Source organism: Croceicoccus sediminis (genome assembly GCF_007570835.1).
Lineage (GTDB): Bacteria > Pseudomonadota > Alphaproteobacteria > Sphingomonadales > Sphingomonadaceae > Croceicoccus > Croceicoccus sediminis.
The window spans coordinates 449,701-470,955 of record NZ_SUNC01000001.1; the positions used below are offsets into that span (position 1 = coordinate 449,701).

Consider the following 21,255-nt stretch of genomic DNA (forward strand, 5'->3'; position numbering starts at 1 on the left):
CCATGAGCAGGCTGACCCATCTGGACGATGATGGCGCGGCCCGCATGGTCGATGTCGGCGCGAAACAGGTCACGCGCAGGGTCGCGGCGGCTTCTGGCCGGATCACCATGTCCGCCGAGGCGCTGGGCGCGATCAGGGACGGGCTGGTCAAGAAAGGCGATGTCCTCGCCACGGCGCGGATTGCCGGAATCATGGCGGCAAAGCGGACGGGGGAACTGATCCCGCTGTGTCACCCGCTCGGTCTCGACAGCATTTCGATCGACTTCGCATTTGAGGACGATGCGATCTCGGCTACGGCCATCGCCGCGCTCTCGGCCAAGACCGGCGTGGAAATGGAAGCGATTACAGCAACTTCTGTCGCACTCCTCACAATCTATGACATGGCCAAGGCGATCGACAAGGGCATGGTCATCGGCAATGTGCGCGTCATCGCGAAGGATGGCGGCAAGTCAGGCCGCTGGCGCGCTGCTGGTTTCGAGGACTTTGAACTTTGAGGCCACTCCTCGCGCTCGAAGAGGCGCAAGACCGCCTTCTTGCCCTGGCAAAGCCCGGCGATGTCGAAAGTGTCGCGGTAACTGACGCTCTCGGCCGCTATATTGCCGAGCCCGTCCATGCCGGGAGGACCCAACCGGCGCATCCCTTGTCGGCGATGGACGGCTGGGCACTGCGTCAGGCCGACATGCCCGGCCCCTGGACCGTGACTGGCGAAAGCGCAGCGGGCCACCCTGCCGCGACCGCCATCAGGCCGGGTGAAACCATGCGGATCTCGACAGGTGCGATCTTGCCGGACGGGGCCGACATGGTCCTCGTGCAGGAAGATTGCACGCTCGACGGCAAGACGCTGATTTTCCACGGCAACCCTCCCGCCCCGTTGGGCAAGCACATCCGTCCGCGCGGGCTGGATTTCATGGAAGGCGACGTGGTTCTACCGCCCGGCACCGCGATCACGCCCGCCTCTCTGGCTCTTGCGATCAGCAGCGGGCACGCCCGCCTGCCGGTCCATCGCAGGCCCAGGATCGTCGTGATCGACAGCGGGGACGAATTGGTCTCCGCCGGGCGGCCGCTTGGGCCAGGCCAGATACCGGCCAGCAATGGCCCTATGCTCTGCGCGATGCTGGCCGGCTTGTCCTGCGATGTGACGCTGGCCGGCCCCGTACCGGACCGGCTGGGCGCGATTGTCGCATCCCTTGAACAGGCCTCCGATGCCGACCTGATCGTCACGAGCGGCGGGGCATCGGTGGGCGACCACGACCTCGTCCGCCCCGCGCTCGAAAAAGTCGGCGCAGATCTCGATTTCTGGCGTGTGGCCATGAAGCCGGGCAAACCGATCATGGTCGGCACGCGCGACAGGCAGACGATTATCGGACTACCCGGCAATCCGGTTTCAAGCTTTGTCACGGCTCATCTTTTCGTTCTGCCCTTCGTGCGTGCCCTGCTGGGCGCAGCAGACCCAAAGCCGAGGATTCTGACGGGACGGACCTGCTCCAACCTGCCCGCCACGGCAAAACGAGCAGAGTTTCTGCGCGGGTCGTCAACAGCGCATGGAATCGAGCTTTCGTCCATTCAGGATAGCGGCGCCCTTCTCCCCCTTGCCCGCTCGGATGCCCTGATCGTCCGCGATCCATTCAGCGAAGCCGCAGCGTCGGGCAGCAAGATAAGATATATCCCCATCGGATAGGGTGCCCGCTTGACGGGACTGACTTTGTTTACTAATTGTTCCTCGTTCGTTCACTTATTTTGGCGGATAAGGATCAGGTTATGCTCACCCGCAAGCAACACGAATTGCTCCTGTTCATTCAGCGCAGGCTCGAGGAATCGGGCATCTCGCCCTCTTTTGAGGAGATGAAGGAAGCGCTCGACCTCAAGTCGAAGTCCGGTGTCCACCGGCTGATTTCTGCCTTGGAAGAACGCGGCTTCATTCGCCGCCTGCCCAATCGGGCGCGCGCGCTTGAAATCCTGCGTCAGCCCGATGATGTCAGTGGCAATGCCCGCCCGGCACCGTCCAACGTGGTCGAGATGCCCAAGGCCAAGGCTCCTGCGCCCGCACCTGCCAACGACGTCATCGAAATTCCGCTCCACGGCCGGATCGCGGCCGGTATGCCGATAGAGGCGCTGGAAGATTCGCAGACGCTGCCGGTACCTGCGGCCCTGCTGGGTTCGGGGGAACACTACGCTCTCGAAGTGTCGGGCGATTCCATGGTTGAGGCCGGCATTTTCGACGGCGACTTTGCGCTCGTGCGCAAGACCGACGTCGCCCGCGACGGCGAAATCATCGTGGCGCTTGTTCGCGGAGAAGAAGCGACGCTGAAATACCTTCATCGTGAAGGCAGCATGGTGCGGCTCGATCCGGCAAATTCGGCCTACGAACCGCAGGTCTATGCAGCCAACGAAGTGCAGGTTCAGGGCCGTCTTGCTGGTCTACTGCGCCGCTATCACTAGAGCGTGACGCTCGCCGTTACCAACCGTGAGCGTCCCCGGCGGGGCGGACGTAGCTGACCACTCGCGCATCGACATCGATCGCCGCCCCGCCCCTTCGCGACAACGTCCTACCGTCAAGCTTCAGCCATCGCGGCCGACAGAAATCCGGAAGCGCGTTTTCCGCCACGACGATCTCGCTCGCCGCACAGGCCCGGCGAAGTTCCTCCGATGGCGAATGAACGCGCCCTATGCCTATCAGGATATGGGCATTGCCCGCCTGTCCAATGGGCGCCTTGCAGAATCCCTCATTGCAATGGGCACCTGGCATCTCGCTGATCAAGGGTGGAGACTCCGTCTCAATCGCTGCGCTGTCACGAATACCGGCAAGCTCTCGCAACCTTCCGCCCTCGAACGTGTCGTTGGGCCGCAACCAGTACGTCCGATCCCCGCTGGTCAGGGCCACTTGCCGCCCGCTTCCGGCAACGATCAGGTCGGGCGGAGACAGCGTCGCCAGAGTGGCAAGGCCGACTGCCATGACCGGCAGGCCAAGCAAGCGCCCCTTGCCGTCCCACAGCGCAAGCCAGAGCCCACCCGCGAGTATGGTCATCACGATCCAGACCGGCACCATGGGTGAGATCTTGATCGATCCGGCAGCTTCAGATGTCAGGACCGCAATATCGATTAGGCCACCGGTCGCTATACCCGTCATTGTCCAGAACGGCGCAGCCAGACCCAGCGGTTCCAGCACGAGCGAGAGGCCCAGCAGAGGCATGACGACCAGCGTGGTCAGCGGAATTGCGAAAAGATTCGCCGCCGCCCCGTAAAGCCCCGCCTTGTGAAAATGCATGAGCACCAGCGGAAGCAGGCTCACTTCGATAACCAGTCCGGTCAGGAATAGTAGCAGACCGGCCCTTGCCATCCTGACCGGCCAGGGATGATCCCGTGCGCTCTTGCGAAATCGCACGATCGGCGCGCTGTTGTGCAGGGCCACGATTGCTATGACGGCGGCAAAACTAAGCTGAAAACTCGCTCCGACGACCGCTTCTGGCCAGAATACCATCACCACGATCGCGGCAATCGCCACGAGCCGCATTGATAGCGCCTGACGGCCCAGCGCCATGGCGGCGAGCACCAGCAGGGCCGCAATGCACGCACGCACCGTGGGCAGCGCCGCCCCTGTCAGCAGGGTATACCCGATTCCCGCCATCGCCCCTGCGCCCGATGCCACGAACGGCAGGGGAATGCGCAGCGCCAATGCGGGCCACATTGCGAGGAGGCGCAGGGTTGCAAACCATACGATGGCGATCACCGCGCCCACGTGCAGGCCGCTGATCGACAGAAGGTGCGCCATGCCCGAATTTCGCATGGCCTCGGCATCTTCCGCGCCGATGGACGACCGATCTCCGGTTACCAGAGTCGCCGCGATTCCCGCAGCGCCGGCATCTTCGATCCTTTCGAGGACGAGATCAAGGAGGTCGGATCGCACCCCCCCGTGCCTCCTGACGGCCGGTTTCTCGAAAATCTCCGCTTCGGACATGACCGATCCGGTTGCTGAAATACCGTCGAACCAGGCCGCGCGGGCATAGTCGTAGGATCCCGGCGCCACTGCCCGCGAAGGCGGAATCAGGCGCAATCTCATCCTCGCCAGGGCCCCTGGCGCGAGTTCGGGCAGGTCATACTGTTCGGGTATCGAAACCCGTGCAGTGATGGTCTCGCCCGTCGCCTCGCGGGTCGCGACAAGGATTCGCGCCCGTCTTGGGCCAGAAGCATCTTCGCGTTCGACCACCCGCACGGTCATCTCGCCAACGATAGGGCGCCCAATTGCAGGGGTTCCGATCAGAGTCGAGCGCGCCCAGACAATTAACAGGCCTGCAGCAAGAAACAGAGCCAGGGACACGATGGCTGTCTTGGCGAAAGGATAGGTCTCTTCGTCGAGAAAAAGCAGCGCAAATGCTGCCGCCAAACCACAGAATCCAAGAAAAACAATCCATTGCCAGGTTGATGGCAGGCCAAACCAGGTAAGGATTCCGACCAACATGGCCACGGCCAGCCACGGCATCTTCTCGAACTGGCGCGCTCCGAGGGCCGTTTCAACCCATCGGAGACTGGACAAATCGCGCAACCTTCCCCATTGCCGCACCTGCGAAGGTGGCGGGGCCCGATCCGGTGCCCCATCCGCGACCGGAACGGCGACATCATCTGCCATGTCTAACCGTTCCTTCGTCTGCGGCCACTCCCGGACATTATTGAGAGGAAACAAGGCGATATGGCAAGCGGTTCGGCAGCGGAAGGCAACGGTGCGAATGACGCCCCACGCCCGGTTGTCACCCGTTTCGCGCCTTCGCCCACAGGATTCCTGCACATCGGCGGTGCCCGCACGGCGCTGTTCAACTGGCTCTACGCCCGCCATTTCGGTGGCAAGGCGCTGCTTCGGATCGAGGACACCGACCGTGCCCGCTCGACCCAAGCGGCGATCGACGCGATTCTCGACGGGCTAAGCTGGCTCGGCTTCGACTTTGACGAGGAGCCGGTGCTCCAGTCCGAGCGCGCGCAGCGCCATGCCGAAGTCGCGCACAAGCTGCTCGACGCCGGGCATGCCTACAAGTGCTTCGCCACTGCCGAAGAACTTGAAGCCATGCGGGCGGAACAGCGCGCGAAGAAGCAGCCGATGCGCTATGACGGGCGGTGGCGCGATCGCGATCTGTCCGAAGCGCCGGAGGGTGCGCCTTACGTCGTCCGCCTCAAGACGCAGACCGATGGTGAATCGGTGATCGAGGATGCCGTTCAGGGCCGCGTGAAGGTCAAGAACGCCGAAATCGACGATTATATCCTGCTGCGTTCGGACGGCACGCCGACCTACATGCTCGCGGTCGTGGTCGACGATCACGACATGGGCGTCACGCACGTTATCCGCGGCGACGATCACCTCAACAACGCATTCCGCCAGCTGCCGATCTACAAATCGATGCAGGCGATCGAGGGCGGTTGGGAAGAACCGGTCTATGCGCATATCCCGCTGATCCACGGCGCGGACGGGGCAAAACTTTCCAAGCGCCACGGCGCGATGGGCGTCGATGCCTATCGCGACGAGCTTGGCCTGCTGCCCGAAGCGGTCGTGAATTACCTGCTGCGTCTTGGCTGGGGCCATGGCGACCAGGAATTCTTCACCATCGACGAAGCGATCAAGGTCTTCGACCTGCCCGCCGTCGGCAAGAGCCCTTCGCGCTTCGACTTCAAGAAGCTGGCCAACATGAACGGCCAGTACATTCGCGAGGCAGACGATGCCCGCCTGGCCGAACTTGCCGCGCCGCGCATCGCAAAGCTTGAGCCTGCATTCGACGCGGCACGGCACTTGGCGCTGCTGGTCGAGGCGATGCCCTCGCTCAAGGCGCGTGCCAAGGATCTGGACGAGCTTGCCGCAGGGGCATTGTTCCTGTTCCGGGAGCGTCCGCTTCCCATGGATGAAAAAGCGGAAAAGCTTCTCACCGAAGATGCCCGCGCATTGCTGGGTGAAATATCCGAAAAGTTGAAAGCTGGTTCGGTTTGGACTAGCGAACAGCTCGAAATCGAACTCAAGGCGATGGCGGAAGAGCGCGAGCTCGGGCTCGGCAAGCTGGCACAGCCGCTGCGTGCGGCGCTGACCGGCCAGGCGACATCACCGGGAATTTTCGACGTGCTCGTTCTTCTTGGACGCGACGAGAGCCTGGCGCGTATAGACGCGCAGGCTAACGACGCGACCAAGGCGGACGGTGCGGTGGCCAATTGAACGAATGGAGGCAGACTAGTGGCTGACAACATGGCGAAGCTGAACGCCGGGGGCGGCGAGTACGAATTCCCCGTCAAGAGCGGGACGATCGGCCCCGATGTCGTCGACATCGGCAAGCTTTACGGCAAGTCGGGCATGTTCACGTATGACCCGGGCTTCACCTCGACGGCGAGCTGCGATTCCGGCCTGACCTACATCGATGGCGAGGAAGGCGTTCTTCTGCACCGCGGCTATCCGATCGGGCAGCTGGCCGAAGAATCCAGCTTCATGGAAGTCGCGTACCTCATGCTGAACGGCGAACTGCCCAGCAAGGACGAATACGACAACTTCACTTACACCATCAGCCGCCACACCATGCTGCACGATCAGCTGCGCGGCTTTTACCAGGGCTTCCGCCGCGACGCCCACCCGATGGCTATCATGTGCGGCGTGGTCGGCGCGCTTTCGGCGTTCTACCACGACAGCACCGACATCGCGGACCCCGAGCATCGCAAGATCAGCTCGCACCGCCTGATCGCCAAGATGCCGACCATCGCGGCAATGGCCTACAAGTACTCGATCGGTCAGCCCTTCCTCTACCCGGACAACTCGCTGAGCTACACCGGCAACTTCCTGCGCATGACCTTCGGCGTGCCGGCGGAAGAGTATGAAGTGATCCCGGCCGTCGAAAAGGCGATGGATCGTATCTTCATCCTCCACGCCGACCACGAACAGAACGCATCGACCTCGACCGTGCGTCTTGCAGGGTCCTCGGGCGCCAACCCGTTCGCCTGCATCGCGGCCGGCATTGCCTGCCTGTGGGGTCCGGCACACGGCGGCGCGAACGAGGCGGCGCTGAACATGCTGCAGGAAATTGGCCGTCCCGAACGCATTCCCGAGTACATCGAGCGTGCCAAGAACAAGGACGATCCGTTCCGCCTGATGGGCTTCGGTCACCGCGTCTACAAGAACTACGATCCGCGCGCGACCGTCATGCAAAAGACTGTCCGCGAAGTGTTCGACGCGCTGAAGGTCAACGATCCGGTCTTCGAAGTCGCGCTGCAGCTCGAAGAAATGGCTCTCAACGACGACTATTTCGTCGAAAAGAAGCTGTTCCCGAACGTCGACTTCTATTCGGGTGTCATTCTTTCGGCGATTGGCTTCCCGACCACGATGTTCACCGCGCTCTTCGCCCTTGCCCGTACCGTCGGCTGGGTCGCGCAGTGGAACGAAATGATCTCCGATCCCGGCCAGCGCATCGGTCGTCCGCGTCAGCTCTATACCGGCCCGACGCAGCGCGACTACGTGCCGTTCGACAAGCGCTGAACGGCTGACAGGTAAGGATCAGGGCGATGCCGAAATTCCTATTCAGGGTCTTCGGCGTCGCCCTTTTTCTTTCCGGAATGCTCTGGACCCTTCAGGGCCTGGGCCTCGTGATGTGGCCCGCCGAAAGCTTCATGCTCGGCGAAAGGGAATGGGCCGGTTACGGCCTTATCGCTGCGGCGGTGGGAATATTGCTGCTCTGGCTGACCCGCAGGCGCGGGCCCAGAGACTAAACCGCCGGAAGCGTCAGGGTGCAGCGGTTGCCGCCACCCTCGCCCGCGGACCCTTCCAGATCGCCGCCCATTGCGCGGGCCAGCATGAGGGCGATGTAAAGGCCAAGCCCGCTGCCGCCATCGCCGCTTCGGCCAAGCCGTTCGAACTTGTCGAACATGCGGATAAATTCCTCGGCCGAAAGGCTTTCCCCCTCGTCCGTTACGGACACCACGACATTCAAGCCGTCTCGCGCGATGTCGACTGCGACCTTGCCGCCTTCGGGCCCGTAACTGATCGCGTTGCCGATGATGTTGAGCAGGATCTGCGTCACCCGCTTGCGATCCGCCATGGCGACAGCTCCGTCACTCGACACTTCGAAACGGACCGAACGCGCATCCGCACGCACCTGAAGCAGGCGGCGTACGATATCCGCAACCTCGGACACCATGACCGGTTCGGCCTGGATCGCGATGGTGCCATGTTCGATTGCCTCCGCATCGCCAAGGTCATCGGCCAGTTCGCCCAGGTGGCGACCGGCATTGACCATGTCGTGCGCGTATTCGCGGTATTCGGCCGGAAGCGGCCCTGCCAGCCTGTCGCGGATGGCCTCTGCCTGCCGAATAATGCGCGCGATCGGATTGCGCATGGCGGGCGCCAGTTCGTCGCCCAGCAGGTTGGGCGGAAGGAGATCGGTCTGATCCACCGGTTTCTCACCCTCACCCACAGGACGAAGGAGAAGCTGGAAACCCACGTTCGCCGACGCCAGAAGCAGATGCCATTCGCGCGCGGAACCATCGATGCGCACCGTCATCCCGCTGCGTGCCTGCCAGATCGGCGGCGTGCCTGCGTCGTGACCGGAAAAATCGAACAGGCTGGTCCAGTGCTGGCCGCGCAAGGATCGCGCCTTGCCGACCAGGGGCGCCAGATCGGCAACCTGGCTTTCGACGGCAACGACATGCTGTCCTTCGTCCAGCCAGACGACACCTTCGGCAAGCAGGTTCTCGACCGCAAGGCGCGTCGCCTCTCCATTGCCGCTTCCCGCCGGATGGGTCGTCTGATGCCAGTCTGACAGCCGGATTGCACACCCGTCGCCGTCCGGTTCGACTTCGGCCCAACCTTCGAGGCTGCCCTCGCTGTGACGCATGACCAGCGGGCGACCCAGCTTCATTCCGAAACCGCGCGACTTGCGCACGAGTTCCAGCAGGCCAGGCGCTGCTATCAGTCCGGGAATTTCGCCGCCACAGGCGATCTGCATTTCGGCAAGCGGGCCATCGGCCGACACGAGACGGTCCGCCGCATCGCTGCGCGCGACCAGCGGTTCGACCGCTGCCGTCTCGGTAATGGCTTCAGCCCCTGACATTGTCCGATGCCCCTTGCCCCGTCAGAAGAGCACGGGCGTCACCACCCTGCAAGCGCCCGAAGCCTTCGGGAAGGGTGATTTCAGGGTGGATGGCATAGAACTCGCGCTCGATCTCCCGGTCGCCAAGACCGGCTGCGCGCAGGGACAGGGCAAGACGGGCGAGCTGGCTCTCGCTCGTCGCGACGGCCACCGTATCGCGCGGATCGCCGGTGGCTGCGGCCAGTGCCGAGAGGAATACGGCGACGCCCGCGTGCGTGATCGAAAGCGCGGCAAAGGCCCCTGCCCCCAATGCACCGACAAGGCGATTGGCAAGCGAGATGCGGCAATGCGATTCGTCATAGCTTTCGCGGATCGCATGTTCGGTGTTGCGGGCATGCGCCTCATACGAAAGATCGCCTGCGACCGCGTGGCGCAAGGTTTCCAACAGCGAATGAAGCACTTCGGCCGGAAGTTCGGTCACGGGCAGGCTCATGCGCTGCTGATGCCGGGCAAAGGCTGCCTGAGAGGTGAGCAGGTCCATCGCCAGTGCCGAACTGGTCGGATCGTCCGCGCCAATCAGCGCCTGAAGCAACGGCGAAAGCGCAGGATCGACACCGGCGCGGCGTTGCATGGATTCGGTAAGCTGCCATTCGAGCGCGATCGAGTGAAGGTGATCGACGATCACGGGTTCGTCGATAAGCGCGCCGGACAGAGGCTCTGTAATGGAATTGGCCCACCCTCGCGGATCGGCCTCTCCCGCTGCCTGGGCAAGCTTGTAGCCAACTTGCCGGGCCAGATCTTCGGCGATGGCGCGCACGCGTGCGACGATCGCGTCGCTGAACATGGAACGGTCCTCGGTCGCGATCAGCTGCCTGAGCACGACACCGCGCGCGCCGAGAACGCGGTCACCCCGCTTCAGCTCAACCCGCATAACCGATTGTAGGCCAGTGGCCTTTTCCAGTTCACCCATGCGAACGGACTATCACCTCATGGTTAAAGCCGCGTTATCTCGTCACCTGATTCGCGCGGAAGGTCGCAAAAGCGGCCCATCCGGCCATGACGGCCATCGAAACTGCCATGACGACGGGCGCAGTCCAACCGCCCAGTACGGCCAGCCCCAGTACGAGACAGTGCGTCATCCGGTCCTCGAAGAAGGGCCGTGCATGGGCAACGGGAAAAAGCACCGCGCCAAGCCTGACCAGGCACACGAAAACGGTCGCCACAAACCAAGGGCCGAGCGCGCCCAGCCTTTCGCCCTCGATCCCTCCCGTCAGCGACAGCGCGAGGACGACTAGAAGGAGGATGTCGATCGCAAGGTGGACATAGACCGGCCTGCTATCGGGCATGGCGGCATCGATCCGGCCCTGCCGCTCTGCCTTGTCCAGGATGATCGCACCGCGCACGACCAGCCACGTCACCGCGATGGCAAAAAACGCCGCGGCGAACATCGCGAAACCGGCAAAGGCCACTGCCGCCGCCGCGGGCAGGATCGCGGCCCACCAGACGAGGATCGCCGAACGATCGGCCTCGAACAGGCGGTTGCCGAACTTGCCGACGACAAGTCCCGCGATCTTGGCACCCGGCGTCCGCCCCCGCGCCTCGGACAGGCTGAGCCGCAGGCGGTGCGCCTCGATCGCCTGCCCTTCGCTTTCGCTCCGCACGATGACCCAGCGGCGGTCCTGCAACGCCTGCGGCTCGACGGACCGCTGCGTGACGCCCGCCATCAGCGCAATGCGCAGCAGCGATGATGCTACGTCGCAATCGCGTGGCAACTGGCGCAACCGTTCGGCCAGCGCGCCGGGAATGACGAGCAGACCCGCCCATGCCAGTTCCGCATCGATCCGCTCGAAACCCGCCTCCAGCCCCGCTTCGACCGGCAGCGTTGCGATGCCCGACTGGTTGAGCAGCGGCACGGCAAGGACCGGATCGGCCAGAAGCGCATCGCCGAACACCACCAACTCGTCAGCGGCGGTCACCTCGGAACAGAGCGCCGGGGCATCGGCGATCACCCGTGCCTCCAGCTTCATCTCGCTAGCCCGAGCAACGACGTCGTCGAGCCCGACGGTGCGCCGGTCAGCGAGCAACAGGATCCGCTGCGCGCCTGTGGCTTCGGCCAGTTCCAGCTGCCTTTCGACAACTGCTTCGCCGCCCACGCGCAGGCCCGCGCGCGTCAACAGGCCGTCGACGGCCAGCGGCTCCAGCATGGAAAGTACGGCAATACGCAAAGGTCGTGGTCCCTGGGCCGTCCTGTCGTCGCAGGGCGGCTTTGTCTCGATCAGTTCGATGCCGGTTCATGGATCGCCCCGCGCCGCTCTGCAAGATGGGACTGGGCAATTGTGTCTAACCCTTGGAAATCCGTGGATGAGCCGGGGGAAAACGAACGATTTGCCGCGTGCGCATGCGTTCATTCGGTGTTAGTCATAGCGCCATGACAAAGCGGCGGAACATCGTCCCCTTCGGCGGACAGGGTAGCGAAGAAGAATTCCTGGAAACGACGGCGGCACAAACTGCGCCGGTCGAGGAAGAATACGTGGAAACCGAGGACTGGTACGAAGAACCGGCCAAGGCTCGCAATCTGTCGTGGATCATTCCCGCACTGGGCGTTGTCGCCTTGGTCGCGTGGACCGCGTTCTTCGTCTGGGCCAACATGGCGGCGCTGACTTCCGCTCCCGCGCCCAGCGAATGGACCGCTCTGCTGGCACAGTGGGCCATGCCCGCCGCCCTCGTCGTGACATTGTGGATGCTGGCCATGCGCCACAGCCGGGTCGAGGCGGGCCGTTTCGCTGATGCCGCCGCCAGCCTTCGGGCCGAATCGCTGGCGCTGGAAGACCGGCTCGGCCACGTGAACTCGGAACTCAGCATCGCGCGCGAATTCATCATCGCACAGGGCCGCGATCTCGAAGCGCTGGGCCGCATCGCGAGCGAACGCCTTGGCGAAAGCGCGAACAAGCTCGAAGCGCTCATCTCCGACAATTCGGAACGGGTGGACCGTCTGCAGACGGTCAGCACCGCAGCGCTCGAAAACATGGAAAAGCTGCGCGGTCAGCTTCCCGTCGTCACCAATGCGACCCGCGACCTGACGAACAATATCGGACAGGCGGGCCAGGGCGCGAGCGAGCAGCTTGCACGCCTCTCCGAAGGCTTCAGCAGGATCGGCGAAGCGGGCGAGGCCAGCACGCTGAAAGTCGACGCCATGCGGGAGCGGGTGAACGACGTCCTGAGTGAATTCAATCGCTGTGCCGAACAGCTTGGCCAGATCGCCAAGGACCGCTTCGAAGCACTCGACGCAGAGGGTGCAGCCCTTCGCGAGCGTATGGACGAACAGGAAATCGCCGCCCTTGCCGCCGTTCGCAAGCGCGCGGACGACCTTGAAGGGATGCTCGAAGGCACCCGCGCCAAGCTGGCCGAGGCGGAAGGTTTCGCTCTCAAGTCACTGCGCGAACGCCTCTCCACGCTGGAAAACGATGCCGGCGATCTGGGCGAACGCCTGAAAAGCGGAGAGAGCGGCGCGATCGACAGCTGGCGCGATCGCATCGCCGTCATCGAAAGCGACACGCGCGCCCTCTTCGCGCAGCTCGACAACCATTCGGGCGAAGCGCTCGACGCGGCGGGTGCCCGTGTTGCCGCGCTGTCTTCGGAAATCAGCCGCCTGCACGGCGACCTTCGCCGCCAGGGCGAAACGCTCGATACCCAGATCGAGGAACGCTACGCCAAGAGCGAGGACGCCAATCGCGGCCTGGCAGAGCGTCTCAACGCGCTTGTCGCCGGGCTCGACAGCGAGATCGAGGCCCGCCGCGTTCGCGGTGCACAGGCAAGCCGCGCCCTGGTTGAAGAGCTGGCCTCGACCTTCGCGCAACTCGACAACGGCATTCAGGACCGCATCGCCCGCGGCGAAGAAACGAGCCGCGTTCTGGCCGAAAAGATCGGCGAAGCCCTCGCCCGCCTCGACGAGCAGATCGATGCGCGCACCGAACGGGCGGAACAGCAGAGCCACGCGCTTGCTGCCCGTGTCACCTCGGCGCTTGCGTCCCTCGACGCGGAAATCGCGCAGCGTGCGCAGCGCGGCGAGGAAGCGGGCCGCGCGATGACCACCGGCGTGTCGACCGCCCTCACCACTCTCGACGGCGAAATCGAAATTCGCGAGGAACGGGGCCGCGAGGCAGCATCGCTCATGTCCGAAAGCCTGCGGACCGCACTCGACGCGCTCGATAGCGAGATCGCCCGCCGCCGCAATCACAGCCGCGACGCCGCGCGTGAACTGGCCGAAGGCTATGCCGATGAACTGGCAGAGCTTGACCGCCAGCTTACCGAACGCCGCGAACGTCACGAGGAAGCCGGCCGCGACCTTTCGGGCAAGCTTCAGGACTTGTTGGTCCAGTTCGATGACGAATTCGAAACCCGCCGCGCCCGCCACCTGGAGGCGACCGAGGCACTTGGCCGCCATGCCCAGCGCATTGCCGACCAGCTTGGCGAATACGGATCGCGCATGGACGCGGCCGCCGGTCAGGGCCGCGACGCGGAACAGGCCATCGTCAACGGTCTCAATATCCTGTCAGAAAAGCTTGCCGCAAGCCGCGACGCGCTGGCCGGGACCGACAGTGCCATCGTCGGCCTGACCGACAGTTCAGTCCGCCTGCTCGAACTGATCGAAGCCAGCTCGCGCCACACGCGCGAGGCTCTGCCCGGCGCGCTGTCCGAAGCCGAGGGCCGCCTTGATGACGTATCCGGCCGGATCGAGGCAATGCGCCTCATGCTCAGCCAGGCAGGAGAGCGCGGCGACGAGCTTGGCCGCGCGGTTGACAACACGCGCGAAACAACGCGCTCGGCCCTTACCGAGCTCGAAGGGCTGCATGATACACTCCACGAACGCGGCTCGGCCCACGCCAGCCAGCTTGGCGAATTGCGCGAAACCCTCTCGCAGGCACGCGCCGACAGCGAGGCCATGGCGACTGCGGCGGAAGCCACGCTCAACGGCGCCATCGCACGTCTTGCCGAAGCGAGCCGCGAAGCCGTCGCCAATATCGAGGGTACGTCGTCCGACGCCGTCCGTTCGATCGCGGAAAAGCTCGCCAAGGAAAGCGGCATTGTGGTGACCGAGGCGCTGCGCGAAAGCACGAGCGATGCGCTCGAAGGGCTCGACAGTGCAGTCAGCAAGGCGACCGAAGCGGCGCGCGAGGCCGCAGCAGACCTTCGCGAACAGCTGAGCCGCGTCGACGAGATCACCGGACACCTCGAAGCCCGCATCTCTTCTGCGCGCCAGCGCGCCGAGGAAGACATCGACGACCACTTCGCCCGCCGCGTCGCGCAGATCACCGAGTCGCTGAACTCGACCGCGATCGACATCGACAAGGTGCTGTCGGCCGAAGTCAGTGACGCATCATGGCAGGCCTATCTGAAGGGCGAACGCGGCATCTTCACCCGCCGCGCGGTGCGCCTGATCGATTCCGGCGATGCCCGCCAGATCGTCGAGCATTACGAAGCCGAAGACGAGTTCCGCGAACACGTTAACCGCTACATCCACGATTTCGAAGCGATGCTGCGCAACTTGCTCGCCACGCGGGAAGGCAACTCGCTCGCCGTCACGGTGCTGTCGTCGGACATGGGCAAGCTCTACGTCGCGCTGGCGCAGGCAATTGAACGCCTGCGCCGCTGAGCGCGGGAGTACTAGTCGGCGCCGCCTTCGCGCATCCAGATCTGCTCCTTCACGATCTCCTCGGGAGGTTCCATGAAGTTGATGTCGGAGGCGGTGATCCAACCGTTGACGTAATTGGCGTAGAATATCGCGCACAGCACGGCTGCCAACACGGTGGCACGGATGGCGACCCGGCCCGGGCGAAAGTTGCTCGGCGCGGAATCGGCCTGGCCGGGGATCAATTCCTCACCAGCTTCGCGGTGCGTGCGGATGCCGAACGGCATTACGATGAATGCGCTCATCACCCAGAAAAGCAGGTAGATCGCAAGGACCGAGGTCCACTGCATCGCTCAAACTCCTAGTCGAAATCCTGCACGGTCACTTGCGGGTTCTTGCCCGACCAACGCCGCGCCGCACGCCTTACGGCAAGCCGGACCGCTTCGTGGACCGCTTCGCGATCCTTGGTACGTCCGCCCTTGAGCCTGCCGACGGCCTTTGAGAGATCGTCCTTCGCCTCGGCAAGGAAATCGGCCTCGTCCTCGTCAAGCGGAAGGCCCATGGGCAAAATGATCGGGTCTACCTTGGATCCCGCAGGCGGCAAGGTCACGACGATATGGCCGTTCTGCGAAAGACGCCGACGCTCGGCAATGGTTTCGCCGTCCGCAGGCACGATGATGTCGCCATCAAGGACGAGCCGGCCCGTGCGTGTTTCCCCGATCTTGCCCGGTTTGCCGGGTGCGAGGCGAACGATATCGCCGTTTTTCTGGAAGACCTGCGCCGGAATCCCGGCCTCCGCGCCCACTTTCACTTGCTCGCGCATGTGCCGGACTTCGCCATGGACGGGGACCAGCACTTCGGGGCGCAGCCAGGAATAAAGCGCTTCCAGCTCGGGCCGTCCGGGATGGCCGGACACGTGGATCATTTCCTGCCGGTCGGTCACGATGGTGATCTGCCGGTCGGCAAGCTGGTTCATGATACGCCCGATCTGAAGCTCGTTGCCGGGGATCTGCCTGCTGGAGAAAAGCACGACGTCACCCTTGCTCAGCTCGAGCGGATGCGATTCGGACGCGATGCGCGCAAGCGCCGCACGCGGTTCGCCCTGACCGCCGGTCGCGATGATCAGCACTTCACCGCGCGGCAGGCGCATGGCGGTGTCGAAATCGACGGGTTCGGGAAAGTCCTGCAAATAGCCATTGGCCTTCGCAACCGCGATGATCCGGTCGAGCGAACGTCCGGCCACGCAAAGCTGCCGACCGGAATCCTTAGCCACCTGGCCCAGCGTCTGAAGGCGGGCGACGTTGGACGCGAAGGTCGTCACCAGCACACGCTTGCCGCCGTGTCGCGCGACTTCTGCCTCAAGGGCCGTTCGCACGGCCCCTTCAGACCCCGAAGCCTCCGGATTGAAGACGTTGGTCGAATCGCAAACGAGCGCAAGCACGCCCGCATCGCCGATCTCGGTCAGTTCTTCCGGCGTGCTCGGCTCACCGATCTGCGGATCGTCGTCCAGCTTCCAGTCGCCGGTATGGAAGACGCGGCCATAAGGCGTCTCGATCAACACGGCATTGCCTTCCGCGATCGAATGCGCGAGCGGCAGATAACGGGCCGTAAAAGGCCCTTTTCCACCGGGCGTGAATTCGTCGAGGTGGTCGATCACGTGCAGTTCGACCGCCTCGGTCAGGTCCGCTTCTTCGAGCTTGCGCAGAACCAGTTCTGCGGTGAAAGGCGTGGCATAGAGCGGGACGCCGAGGTCGGCGGCGAAATAGGGCACGGCGCCGATATGATCTTCGTGCGCGTGGGTCAGCACGATGCCGAGCAGGTCGTCGGCCCGCTCTTCAATGAATTCAAGATCGGCAAAGACGAGGTCGACGCCCGGATATCCGGGGTCGGCAAAGCTCATGCCGAGGTCGACCATCAGCCATTTTCCGTCCGCCCCGTAGAGGTTGACGTTCATGCCGATCTCGCCCGATCCGCCGAGCGCGAGGAAAATCAGTTCTTTTTCTGGAGTCATCGCCCGCGTGTAGAGGCCTTTTCGGCCAGAATAGCCAGTCCCTTTAACGTCAGGTCGACATCGATTTCGTCAAATGCGTCGGTATGCCTGTCGAACAGGAGCGCGAGGCCACCGGTCGCAATGACTTTTGCCGGGCGACCGATCTCCGCCTTCAGGCGTGCGACAAGCCCTTCGACCATCGAGATGTAGCCCCAGAAGACACCGATATGCATCTGCGATTCGGTATTGCGGCCGATCAACGTGGTCGTCTCGCCCGGTGCCTCGATGGCGATGCGCGGAAGCTTTGCTGCCGCGCTGACCAGCGCGTCGAGCGAGAGATTGATACCCGGCGCAATGATCCCGCCCTTGTAGGCCCCGTTGAAATCGACGACGTCGAACGTGGTCGCCGTGCCGAAATCGATGACGATCAGGTCTTCAGGATGCCCGTCGTGCGCAGCGATCGTATTGACCGCGCGGTCCGCGCCCAGCGAGGCCGGTTCGTCCACATCGATGGCAATGCCCCAATCTGCTCCGCCCTCACCCGCAAAGATGGGTGCCTTGCCGAAGTACTTCTCGCCCAGCACCTGCAGGTTGTGACGCGCGCGGGGGACAACGGTCGAGACAATCAGGTGATCGACAACGTCGAAGGAAAACCCTTCGAGGGTGAACAGTTGCATCAGCCAGACCGCGTATTCGTCGGCCGTGCGGCGCGCGTCGGTCGCAATGCGCCAGCGGGTGCGTACTTCGCGCCCCTCCATCAGGGCGAAGACGATATTGGTATTTCCGACGTCACACGCCAGCAGCATGTCAGGCTCCCTCTTCGCCGATCAGCGAAACTTCGCCTGCATGAATGGCACGCATGGTCCCGTTGGCCAAGCGCATGAGCAAGGCCCCGTCCTGGTCTATCCCGGCGAATGTCCCGGTCTCGACCACGTCCGTCACGCCGGTATAGCGCACCGCCGCACCGATGTGCGGGCCGCGTATGGTCCAGCGCGAGACCGTCTCTCCAAGACCGGCCTTGCGCCATGTTGACAGTTCGTCCGCCATGGAGCGGGCGAGCTGATCGGCAAAATCGTCCCGATCGACCGATAACCCGTGCGATGCCAGCGAAGCGGTCTTGCGGTCCGGCAAGGCAGGCGCATTGGCAAGGTTCACGCCGATCCCCATGACGACGACATCGCCCGACCGTTCGAGCAGAATGCCCGCGAGCTTCGCGCCATCGAGCAGCACGTCGTTAGGCCACTTGAGCAAAAGCCCTTGCGCATTACCGAGGAACTTCGAAATCGCCTCGTAGAGCGCGACCCCGGCTACCAGCGCCAAGGTCTGAGGTGCAGGGTCGGAACTGCGCAAGTGGACAAGCGTCGAGCCCATGAAATTGCCCGCGCCATCGGACCATTCCCGGCCGAGCCGCCCCCTGCCCTCGCTCTGCCGATCGGTGACCAGCCAGGCGCCTTCTTCCGCCGCTTCGCCAGAGGCAAGACGGCGGAGAAGTTCCGCATTGGTGGAGCCGATCTGCTCGACCCGCTCGATGCGATGGCCGCTGGTCATGCGGCGCGCCCCTTATCCTACGAAGTAGAGGGCGGCGGCTGCCTTGTCGGCAAGCTCGCCCAGCCACGGCGTGAGAAGGTATCCAAGCGGTGAGATGAACAGGCACGCGATAAGCAGCATGACCTTGTGTGCGAGCGCATCGACGCCGCTTTCGCCGCTTTCCGCAACCACGTTGGCCGGTTCATCGAAAAAGACGATCTTCACGACCTTGAGGTAGTAGAAAGCACCGATCACGCTGGCCGCGATACCGATGGCCGCCAAGGCGATAAGATCGGCGTTCACCGCGGCCTGGAAGACCACGAACTTGCCCCAGAAACCGAACAGCGGCGGAATGCCGGCAAGGCTGAACATCACGGCGGCCAGCGCCCATGCCAATGCCGGACGCGTGCGCGAGAGGCCCGCCATGTCGGCGATCACCTCGACCGGGCGGCCTTCGGCATCGCGCAGCATGAGCACGACGACGAAACCGGCAACGCTCATCGCGACGTAGATCGCGAGATAGACGAGCATGGCCGAAGCACCTTCCTGCGTCGCGGCAGCAAGACCGATAAGAAGGAAGCCGACGTTATTGATCGAAGAATAGGCGAGCAGGCGCTTGATGTTGGACTGACCGATCGCACCCAGCGCACCGACCACGATAGACGCGAGCGACACGAAAATCACGATCTGCTGCCATGCATCAACCTGTGTACCGAAGGCACCCAGCGCGACGCGCATGGTAAGCGCCAGTGCAGCAACCTTGGGCGCAGTGGCGAAGAAGGTCGTCACCGGCGTCGGCGCGCCTTCGTAAACGTCAGGCGTCCACATGTGGAACGGCACTGCGCTGATCTTGAAGGCGAGCCCCGCCAGCACGAAGATCAGGCCGAACAGCGCGCCGGTCGCCAGCGTACCATCCATGGCGAGAGCCACGGCGGTGAAGTTGGTCGACCCGGTGAAGCCATAGGTCAGGCTCATACCGAACAGGATAATGCCCGAAGCCAGCGCGCCCAGCACAAAATACTTAAGGCCCGCTTCGGCCGAGCGTTCGTCATTCCGCAGGAACGAGGCAAGGACGTAAGCCGCAAGGCTGTTCAGTTCCAGGCCGATATAGAGCGTCAGAAAGTCGGTGGCCGACACCATCATGTTCATGCCGAGCACGGCGAACAGGATGAGGATCGGATATTCCGCCCGCATCGCGCCGACCTGGCCAAAGAAGCGAGGCGCCACGATCAGGGAGGCGATACCCGAGGCGTAGATGAGCAACTTGGCAAAGGCGGCGAAAGCATCGGCCGTATACTGGCCCATGAAGGCGACGCGTTCCGGCCCCATCAGTCCGCCGCACAGTGCAGGCGCGGCGATGAAGGCGCAGGCGACCAGCGCGGCGACTGCGACGATCGAGATCATGCGCGACGCCTTGTCGCCCATCCACGCGGCACAGAGCAGCAGGACGAGACCGACGACTGTCAGCAGTTCCTCAGCGGCGATCAGCGCCAGCGATTGAGAGAAATCGGTCATCAGTGCGACCCTCCCTCAGCAGCGGCTTCTTCGCCGTGATGCGCCGCGGCAGCCTCCGGATTCGGTTCCGACAAGTGCGCGTCACCGGCAGGGGCAGCCGAGGCGAGACGCTGGTCCAGCCATTCGATATCGGCCCGCATCGGCGCAAGGAAGCTTTCGGGATAGACGCCCATCCACAACACGGCAGCCGCGAGCGGGAGCATCATCGCCCATTCGCGCTTGTCGAGATCAGGCATGGCGGCGGCATCGGCGTTCTTCTGTTCGCCAAAGGCCACACGGCGGTAGAGATAGAGCATGTAGGCAGCGCCAAGGATGATGCCGGTCGTGCCGATCAGCGCGACCCAGCTGGAAATCTGGTAGACGCCCGCAAGCGACAGGAATTCGCCGACGAAACCGCTGGTGCCAGGAAGGCCGATCGAGGCCATCGTGAACAGCAGGAAGAACAGCGAATATTTCGGCATGTTGATCGCGAGACCGCCGTAACGGTCGATCTCGCGGGTGTGCAGCCGGTCGTAGATGACGCCCACAGCAAGGAACAGCGCGCCCGACACGAGGCCATGGCTGAGCATCACGATCATCGAGCCTTCGAGGCCCTGCACGTTGAAGCTGAACAGCGCCATGCAAACGATCGCCATGTGCGCGACCGAGGAATAGGCGATCAGTTTCTTCATGTCATGCTGAACCAGCGCGACCAGCGAGGTGTAAACCACCGCGACCATCGAGAGACCGAACACGAGCCAGGCAAGGTTCGCCGAAGCCTCAGGGAACATCGGCAGGCTGAAGCGGATGAAGCCGTAACCGCCCATCTTCAGCAGGACGCCGGCCAGGATGACCGAACCGGCAGTCGGTGCCTGAACGTGCGCGTCGGGAAGCCAGGTGTGGACCGGCCACATCGGCATCTTCACCGCAAAGCTGGCGAAGAAGGCCAGCCACAGCCAGTTCTGTGCGCCCGCCGGGAAGTCGGTGGCCATCAGCGTCGGAATGTCGGTCGTGCCTGCTTCGCGAACCATCCAGAACATCGCGATCAGCATCAGGACCGAGCCGATGAGCGTGTAGAGGAAGAACTTGTACGAAGCGTAGATGCGGTTGTCGCCGCCCCAGATACCGATGATCAGGTACATCGGGATCAGGCCTGCTTCGAAGAAGATGTAGAACAGGAACAGGTCCTGTGCCGCGAAAACGCCGATCATCAGCGTTTCCATCATCAGGAACGCGGCCATGTACTCGCCGACGCGCTTGGTAACCGAATTCCAGCTGGCTCCGATACAGATCGGCATCAGGAAGACCGAGAGCATGATCAGCATCAACGCGATGCCGTCGATGCCCAGCGCGTAGGAAAAGCCCGCGAAAAGGTCGGCCCGCTCGACAAACTGCCACTGAGCGCCGCCGATGTCGAAACTGGCCCAGAGGACCACACCCAAGGCCAGGTCGACCAGCGTGGCGACGAGCGCGACCATGCGCGCCGTCTGGGCCGGGACGAAGAAACAGATGGCGGCACCGACAAGCGGTACCAGCAGCATCAGCGAGAGGATCGGAAAGCCGTCCATGTCTTTAAA

General features: G+C 63.6%; 17 protein-coding genes. 7 read left to right on the plus strand and 10 right to left on the minus strand.

Annotated features, from left to right (window positions below; translation table 11 throughout):
- Positions 1 to 2 precede the first annotated feature (2 nt).
- From moaC to lexA, 3 genes are all read left to right on the plus strand, one after another.
- Positions 3 to 494, plus strand: a complete 492-nt coding sequence (gene moaC / locus FAX90_RS01955) for a cyclic pyranopterin monophosphate synthase MoaC (RefSeq protein WP_144095046.1) — start codon at positions 3 to 5, stop codon at positions 492 to 494.
- Complete coding sequence (locus tag FAX90_RS01960) at positions 491 to 1,678, plus strand: molybdopterin molybdotransferase MoeA (protein ID WP_144095048.1); 1,188 nt, start codon at positions 491 to 493, stop codon at positions 1,676 to 1,678. Before moaC ends, FAX90_RS01960 begins: the two co-directional genes overlap by 4 nt.
- 80 nt (positions 1,679 to 1,758) lie before the next feature.
- The gene (gene lexA / locus FAX90_RS01965; RefSeq protein WP_144095050.1) at positions 1,759 to 2,439 is read left to right on the plus strand and encodes a transcriptional repressor LexA; all 681 of its coding nucleotides are present in this window, start codon (positions 1,759 to 1,761) and stop codon (positions 2,437 to 2,439) included.
- 16 nt (positions 2,440 to 2,455) lie between these two features.
- Here lexA and FAX90_RS01970 read toward each other — a convergent pair whose 3' ends face one another.
- Positions 2,456 to 4,624, minus strand: a complete 2,169-nt coding sequence (locus tag FAX90_RS01970) for a ComEC/Rec2 family competence protein (RefSeq protein ID WP_338080227.1) — start codon at positions 4,622 to 4,624, stop codon at positions 2,456 to 2,458.
- Positions 4,625 to 4,684: 60 nt separating this feature from the next.
- Here FAX90_RS01970 and gltX point away from each other — a divergent pair, with 60 nt between their 5' ends.
- The 3 genes from gltX to FAX90_RS01985 are packed head-to-tail and all read left to right on the plus strand — an operon-like array spanning position 4,685 to position 7,719.
- Positions 4,685 to 6,184, plus strand: coding sequence for a glutamate--tRNA ligase (gene gltX / locus FAX90_RS01975; protein ID WP_144095054.1), 1,500 nt, complete (start codon positions 4,685 to 4,687; stop codon positions 6,182 to 6,184).
- A gap of 18 nt (positions 6,185 to 6,202) precedes the next feature.
- A complete protein-coding gene (locus FAX90_RS01980; RefSeq protein WP_420810954.1) occupies positions 6,203 to 7,489 on the plus strand; it encodes a citrate synthase in 1,287 nt (428 codons plus the stop codon).
- A 26-nt stretch (positions 7,490 to 7,515) separates the two neighbouring features.
- Positions 7,516 to 7,719: a hypothetical protein gene (locus tag FAX90_RS01985; RefSeq protein WP_144095056.1), complete on the plus strand. Its 204-nt coding sequence runs from the start codon at positions 7,516 to 7,518 to the stop codon at positions 7,717 to 7,719.
- On the opposite strand, the gene FAX90_RS01990 is transcribed toward FAX90_RS01985, so the two are convergent.
- Genes FAX90_RS01990 through FAX90_RS02000 form a run of 3 tightly spaced genes read right to left on the minus strand, consistent with a single transcriptional unit; the run spans position 7,716 to position 11,263 of the window.
- Positions 7,716 to 9,059 carry a sensor histidine kinase gene (locus tag FAX90_RS01990; protein ID WP_144095058.1) on the minus strand — a complete coding sequence of 448 codons (1,344 nt, stop codon included), beginning with the start codon at positions 9,057 to 9,059 and terminating at the stop codon, positions 7,716 to 7,718. The genes FAX90_RS01985 and FAX90_RS01990 overlap by 4 nt on opposite strands.
- Positions 9,046 to 10,008, minus strand: coding sequence for a hypothetical protein (locus tag FAX90_RS01995; protein WP_144095060.1), 963 nt, complete (start codon positions 10,006 to 10,008; stop codon positions 9,046 to 9,048). Before FAX90_RS01995 ends, FAX90_RS01990 begins: the two co-directional genes overlap by 14 nt.
- Positions 10,009 to 10,042: 34 nt before the next feature.
- Positions 10,043 to 11,263: a hypothetical protein gene (locus FAX90_RS02000; protein ID WP_144095062.1), complete on the minus strand. Its 1,221-nt coding sequence runs from the start codon at positions 11,261 to 11,263 to the stop codon at positions 10,043 to 10,045.
- Between the two features lie 203 nt (positions 11,264 to 11,466).
- Here FAX90_RS02000 and FAX90_RS02005 point away from each other — a divergent pair, with 203 nt between their 5' ends.
- The gene (locus FAX90_RS02005) at positions 11,467 to 14,691 is read left to right on the plus strand and encodes a hypothetical protein (protein ID WP_144095064.1); all 3,225 of its coding nucleotides are present in this window, start codon (positions 11,467 to 11,469) and stop codon (positions 14,689 to 14,691) included.
- A gap of 11 nt (positions 14,692 to 14,702) precedes the next feature.
- Here the strand turns inward: FAX90_RS02005 and FAX90_RS02010 are convergent, their stop codons facing one another.
- Genes FAX90_RS02010 through FAX90_RS02035 form a run of 6 tightly spaced genes read right to left on the minus strand, consistent with a single transcriptional unit; the run spans position 14,703 to position 21,246 of the window.
- Positions 14,703 to 15,017 carry a DUF1467 family protein gene (locus FAX90_RS02010; protein WP_144095066.1) on the minus strand — a complete coding sequence of 105 codons (315 nt, stop codon included), beginning with the start codon at positions 15,015 to 15,017 and terminating at the stop codon, positions 14,703 to 14,705.
- An 11-nt stretch (positions 15,018 to 15,028) separates the two neighbouring features.
- Complete coding sequence (locus tag FAX90_RS02015; RefSeq protein ID WP_144095067.1) at positions 15,029 to 16,678, minus strand: ribonuclease J; 1,650 nt, start codon at positions 16,676 to 16,678, stop codon at positions 15,029 to 15,031.
- Positions 16,675 to 17,463, minus strand: a complete 789-nt coding sequence (locus tag FAX90_RS02020; protein ID WP_144095069.1) for a type III pantothenate kinase — start codon at positions 17,461 to 17,463, stop codon at positions 16,675 to 16,677. The genes FAX90_RS02015 and FAX90_RS02020 overlap by 4 nt, the downstream gene beginning before the upstream one ends.
- Position 17,464: 1 nt before the next feature.
- Positions 17,465 to 18,205 (minus strand): biotin--[acetyl-CoA-carboxylase] ligase, encoded by a 741-nt coding sequence (locus FAX90_RS02025; protein WP_144095072.1) that lies wholly within the window; start codon positions 18,203 to 18,205, stop codon positions 17,465 to 17,467.
- Positions 18,206 to 18,217: 12 nt separating this feature from the next.
- The gene (nuoN, locus tag FAX90_RS02030; protein WP_144095074.1) at positions 18,218 to 19,699 is read right to left on the minus strand and encodes an NADH-quinone oxidoreductase subunit NuoN; all 1,482 of its coding nucleotides are present in this window, start codon (positions 19,697 to 19,699) and stop codon (positions 18,218 to 18,220) included.
- The gene (locus FAX90_RS02035) at positions 19,699 to 21,246 is read right to left on the minus strand and encodes an NADH-quinone oxidoreductase subunit M (RefSeq protein ID WP_144095076.1); all 1,548 of its coding nucleotides are present in this window, start codon (positions 21,244 to 21,246) and stop codon (positions 19,699 to 19,701) included. The genes nuoN and FAX90_RS02035 overlap by 1 nt, the downstream gene beginning before the upstream one ends.
- Positions 21,247 to 21,255 lie beyond the last annotated feature (9 nt).

Coding starts and splice junctions, on each gene's coding strand:
- moaC (WP_144095046.1), top strand. CDS start 3: ATGAGCAGGCTGACCCATCTGGACGATGATGGCGCGGCCCGCATGGTC.
- FAX90_RS02010 (WP_144095066.1), bottom strand. CDS start 15,017: ATGCAGTGGACCTCGGTCCTTGCGATCTACCTGCTTTTCTGGGTGATG.
- FAX90_RS01995 (WP_144095060.1), bottom strand. CDS start 10,008: ATGGGTGAACTGGAAAAGGCCACTGGCCTACAATCGGTTATGCGGGTT.
- FAX90_RS01970 (WP_338080227.1), bottom strand. CDS start 4,624: ATGGCAGATGATGTCGCCGTTCCGGTCGCGGATGGGGCACCGGATCGG.
- FAX90_RS02025 (WP_144095072.1), bottom strand. CDS start 18,205: ATGACCAGCGGCCATCGCATCGAGCGGGTCGAGCAGATCGGCTCCACC.
- FAX90_RS01990 (WP_144095058.1), bottom strand. CDS start 9,059: ATGTCAGGGGCTGAAGCCATTACCGAGACGGCAGCGGTCGAACCGCTG.
- FAX90_RS02005 (WP_144095064.1), top strand. CDS start 11,467: ATGACAAAGCGGCGGAACATCGTCCCCTTCGGCGGACAGGGTAGCGAA.
- nuoN (WP_144095074.1), bottom strand. CDS start 19,699: ATGACCGATTTCTCTCAATCGCTGGCGCTGATCGCCGCTGAGGAACTG.
- FAX90_RS02035 (WP_144095076.1), bottom strand. CDS start 21,246: ATGGACGGCTTTCCGATCCTCTCGCTGATGCTGCTGGTACCGCTTGTC.
- gltX (WP_144095054.1), top strand. CDS start 4,685: ATGGCAAGCGGTTCGGCAGCGGAAGGCAACGGTGCGAATGACGCCCCA.
- FAX90_RS01985 (WP_144095056.1), top strand. CDS start 7,516: ATGCCGAAATTCCTATTCAGGGTCTTCGGCGTCGCCCTTTTTCTTTCC.
- FAX90_RS02020 (WP_144095069.1), bottom strand. CDS start 17,463: ATGCTGCTGGCGTGTGACGTCGGAAATACCAATATCGTCTTCGCCCTG.
- lexA (WP_144095050.1), top strand. CDS start 1,759: ATGCTCACCCGCAAGCAACACGAATTGCTCCTGTTCATTCAGCGCAGG.
- FAX90_RS02015 (WP_144095067.1), bottom strand. CDS start 16,678: ATGACTCCAGAAAAAGAACTGATTTTCCTCGCGCTCGGCGGATCGGGC.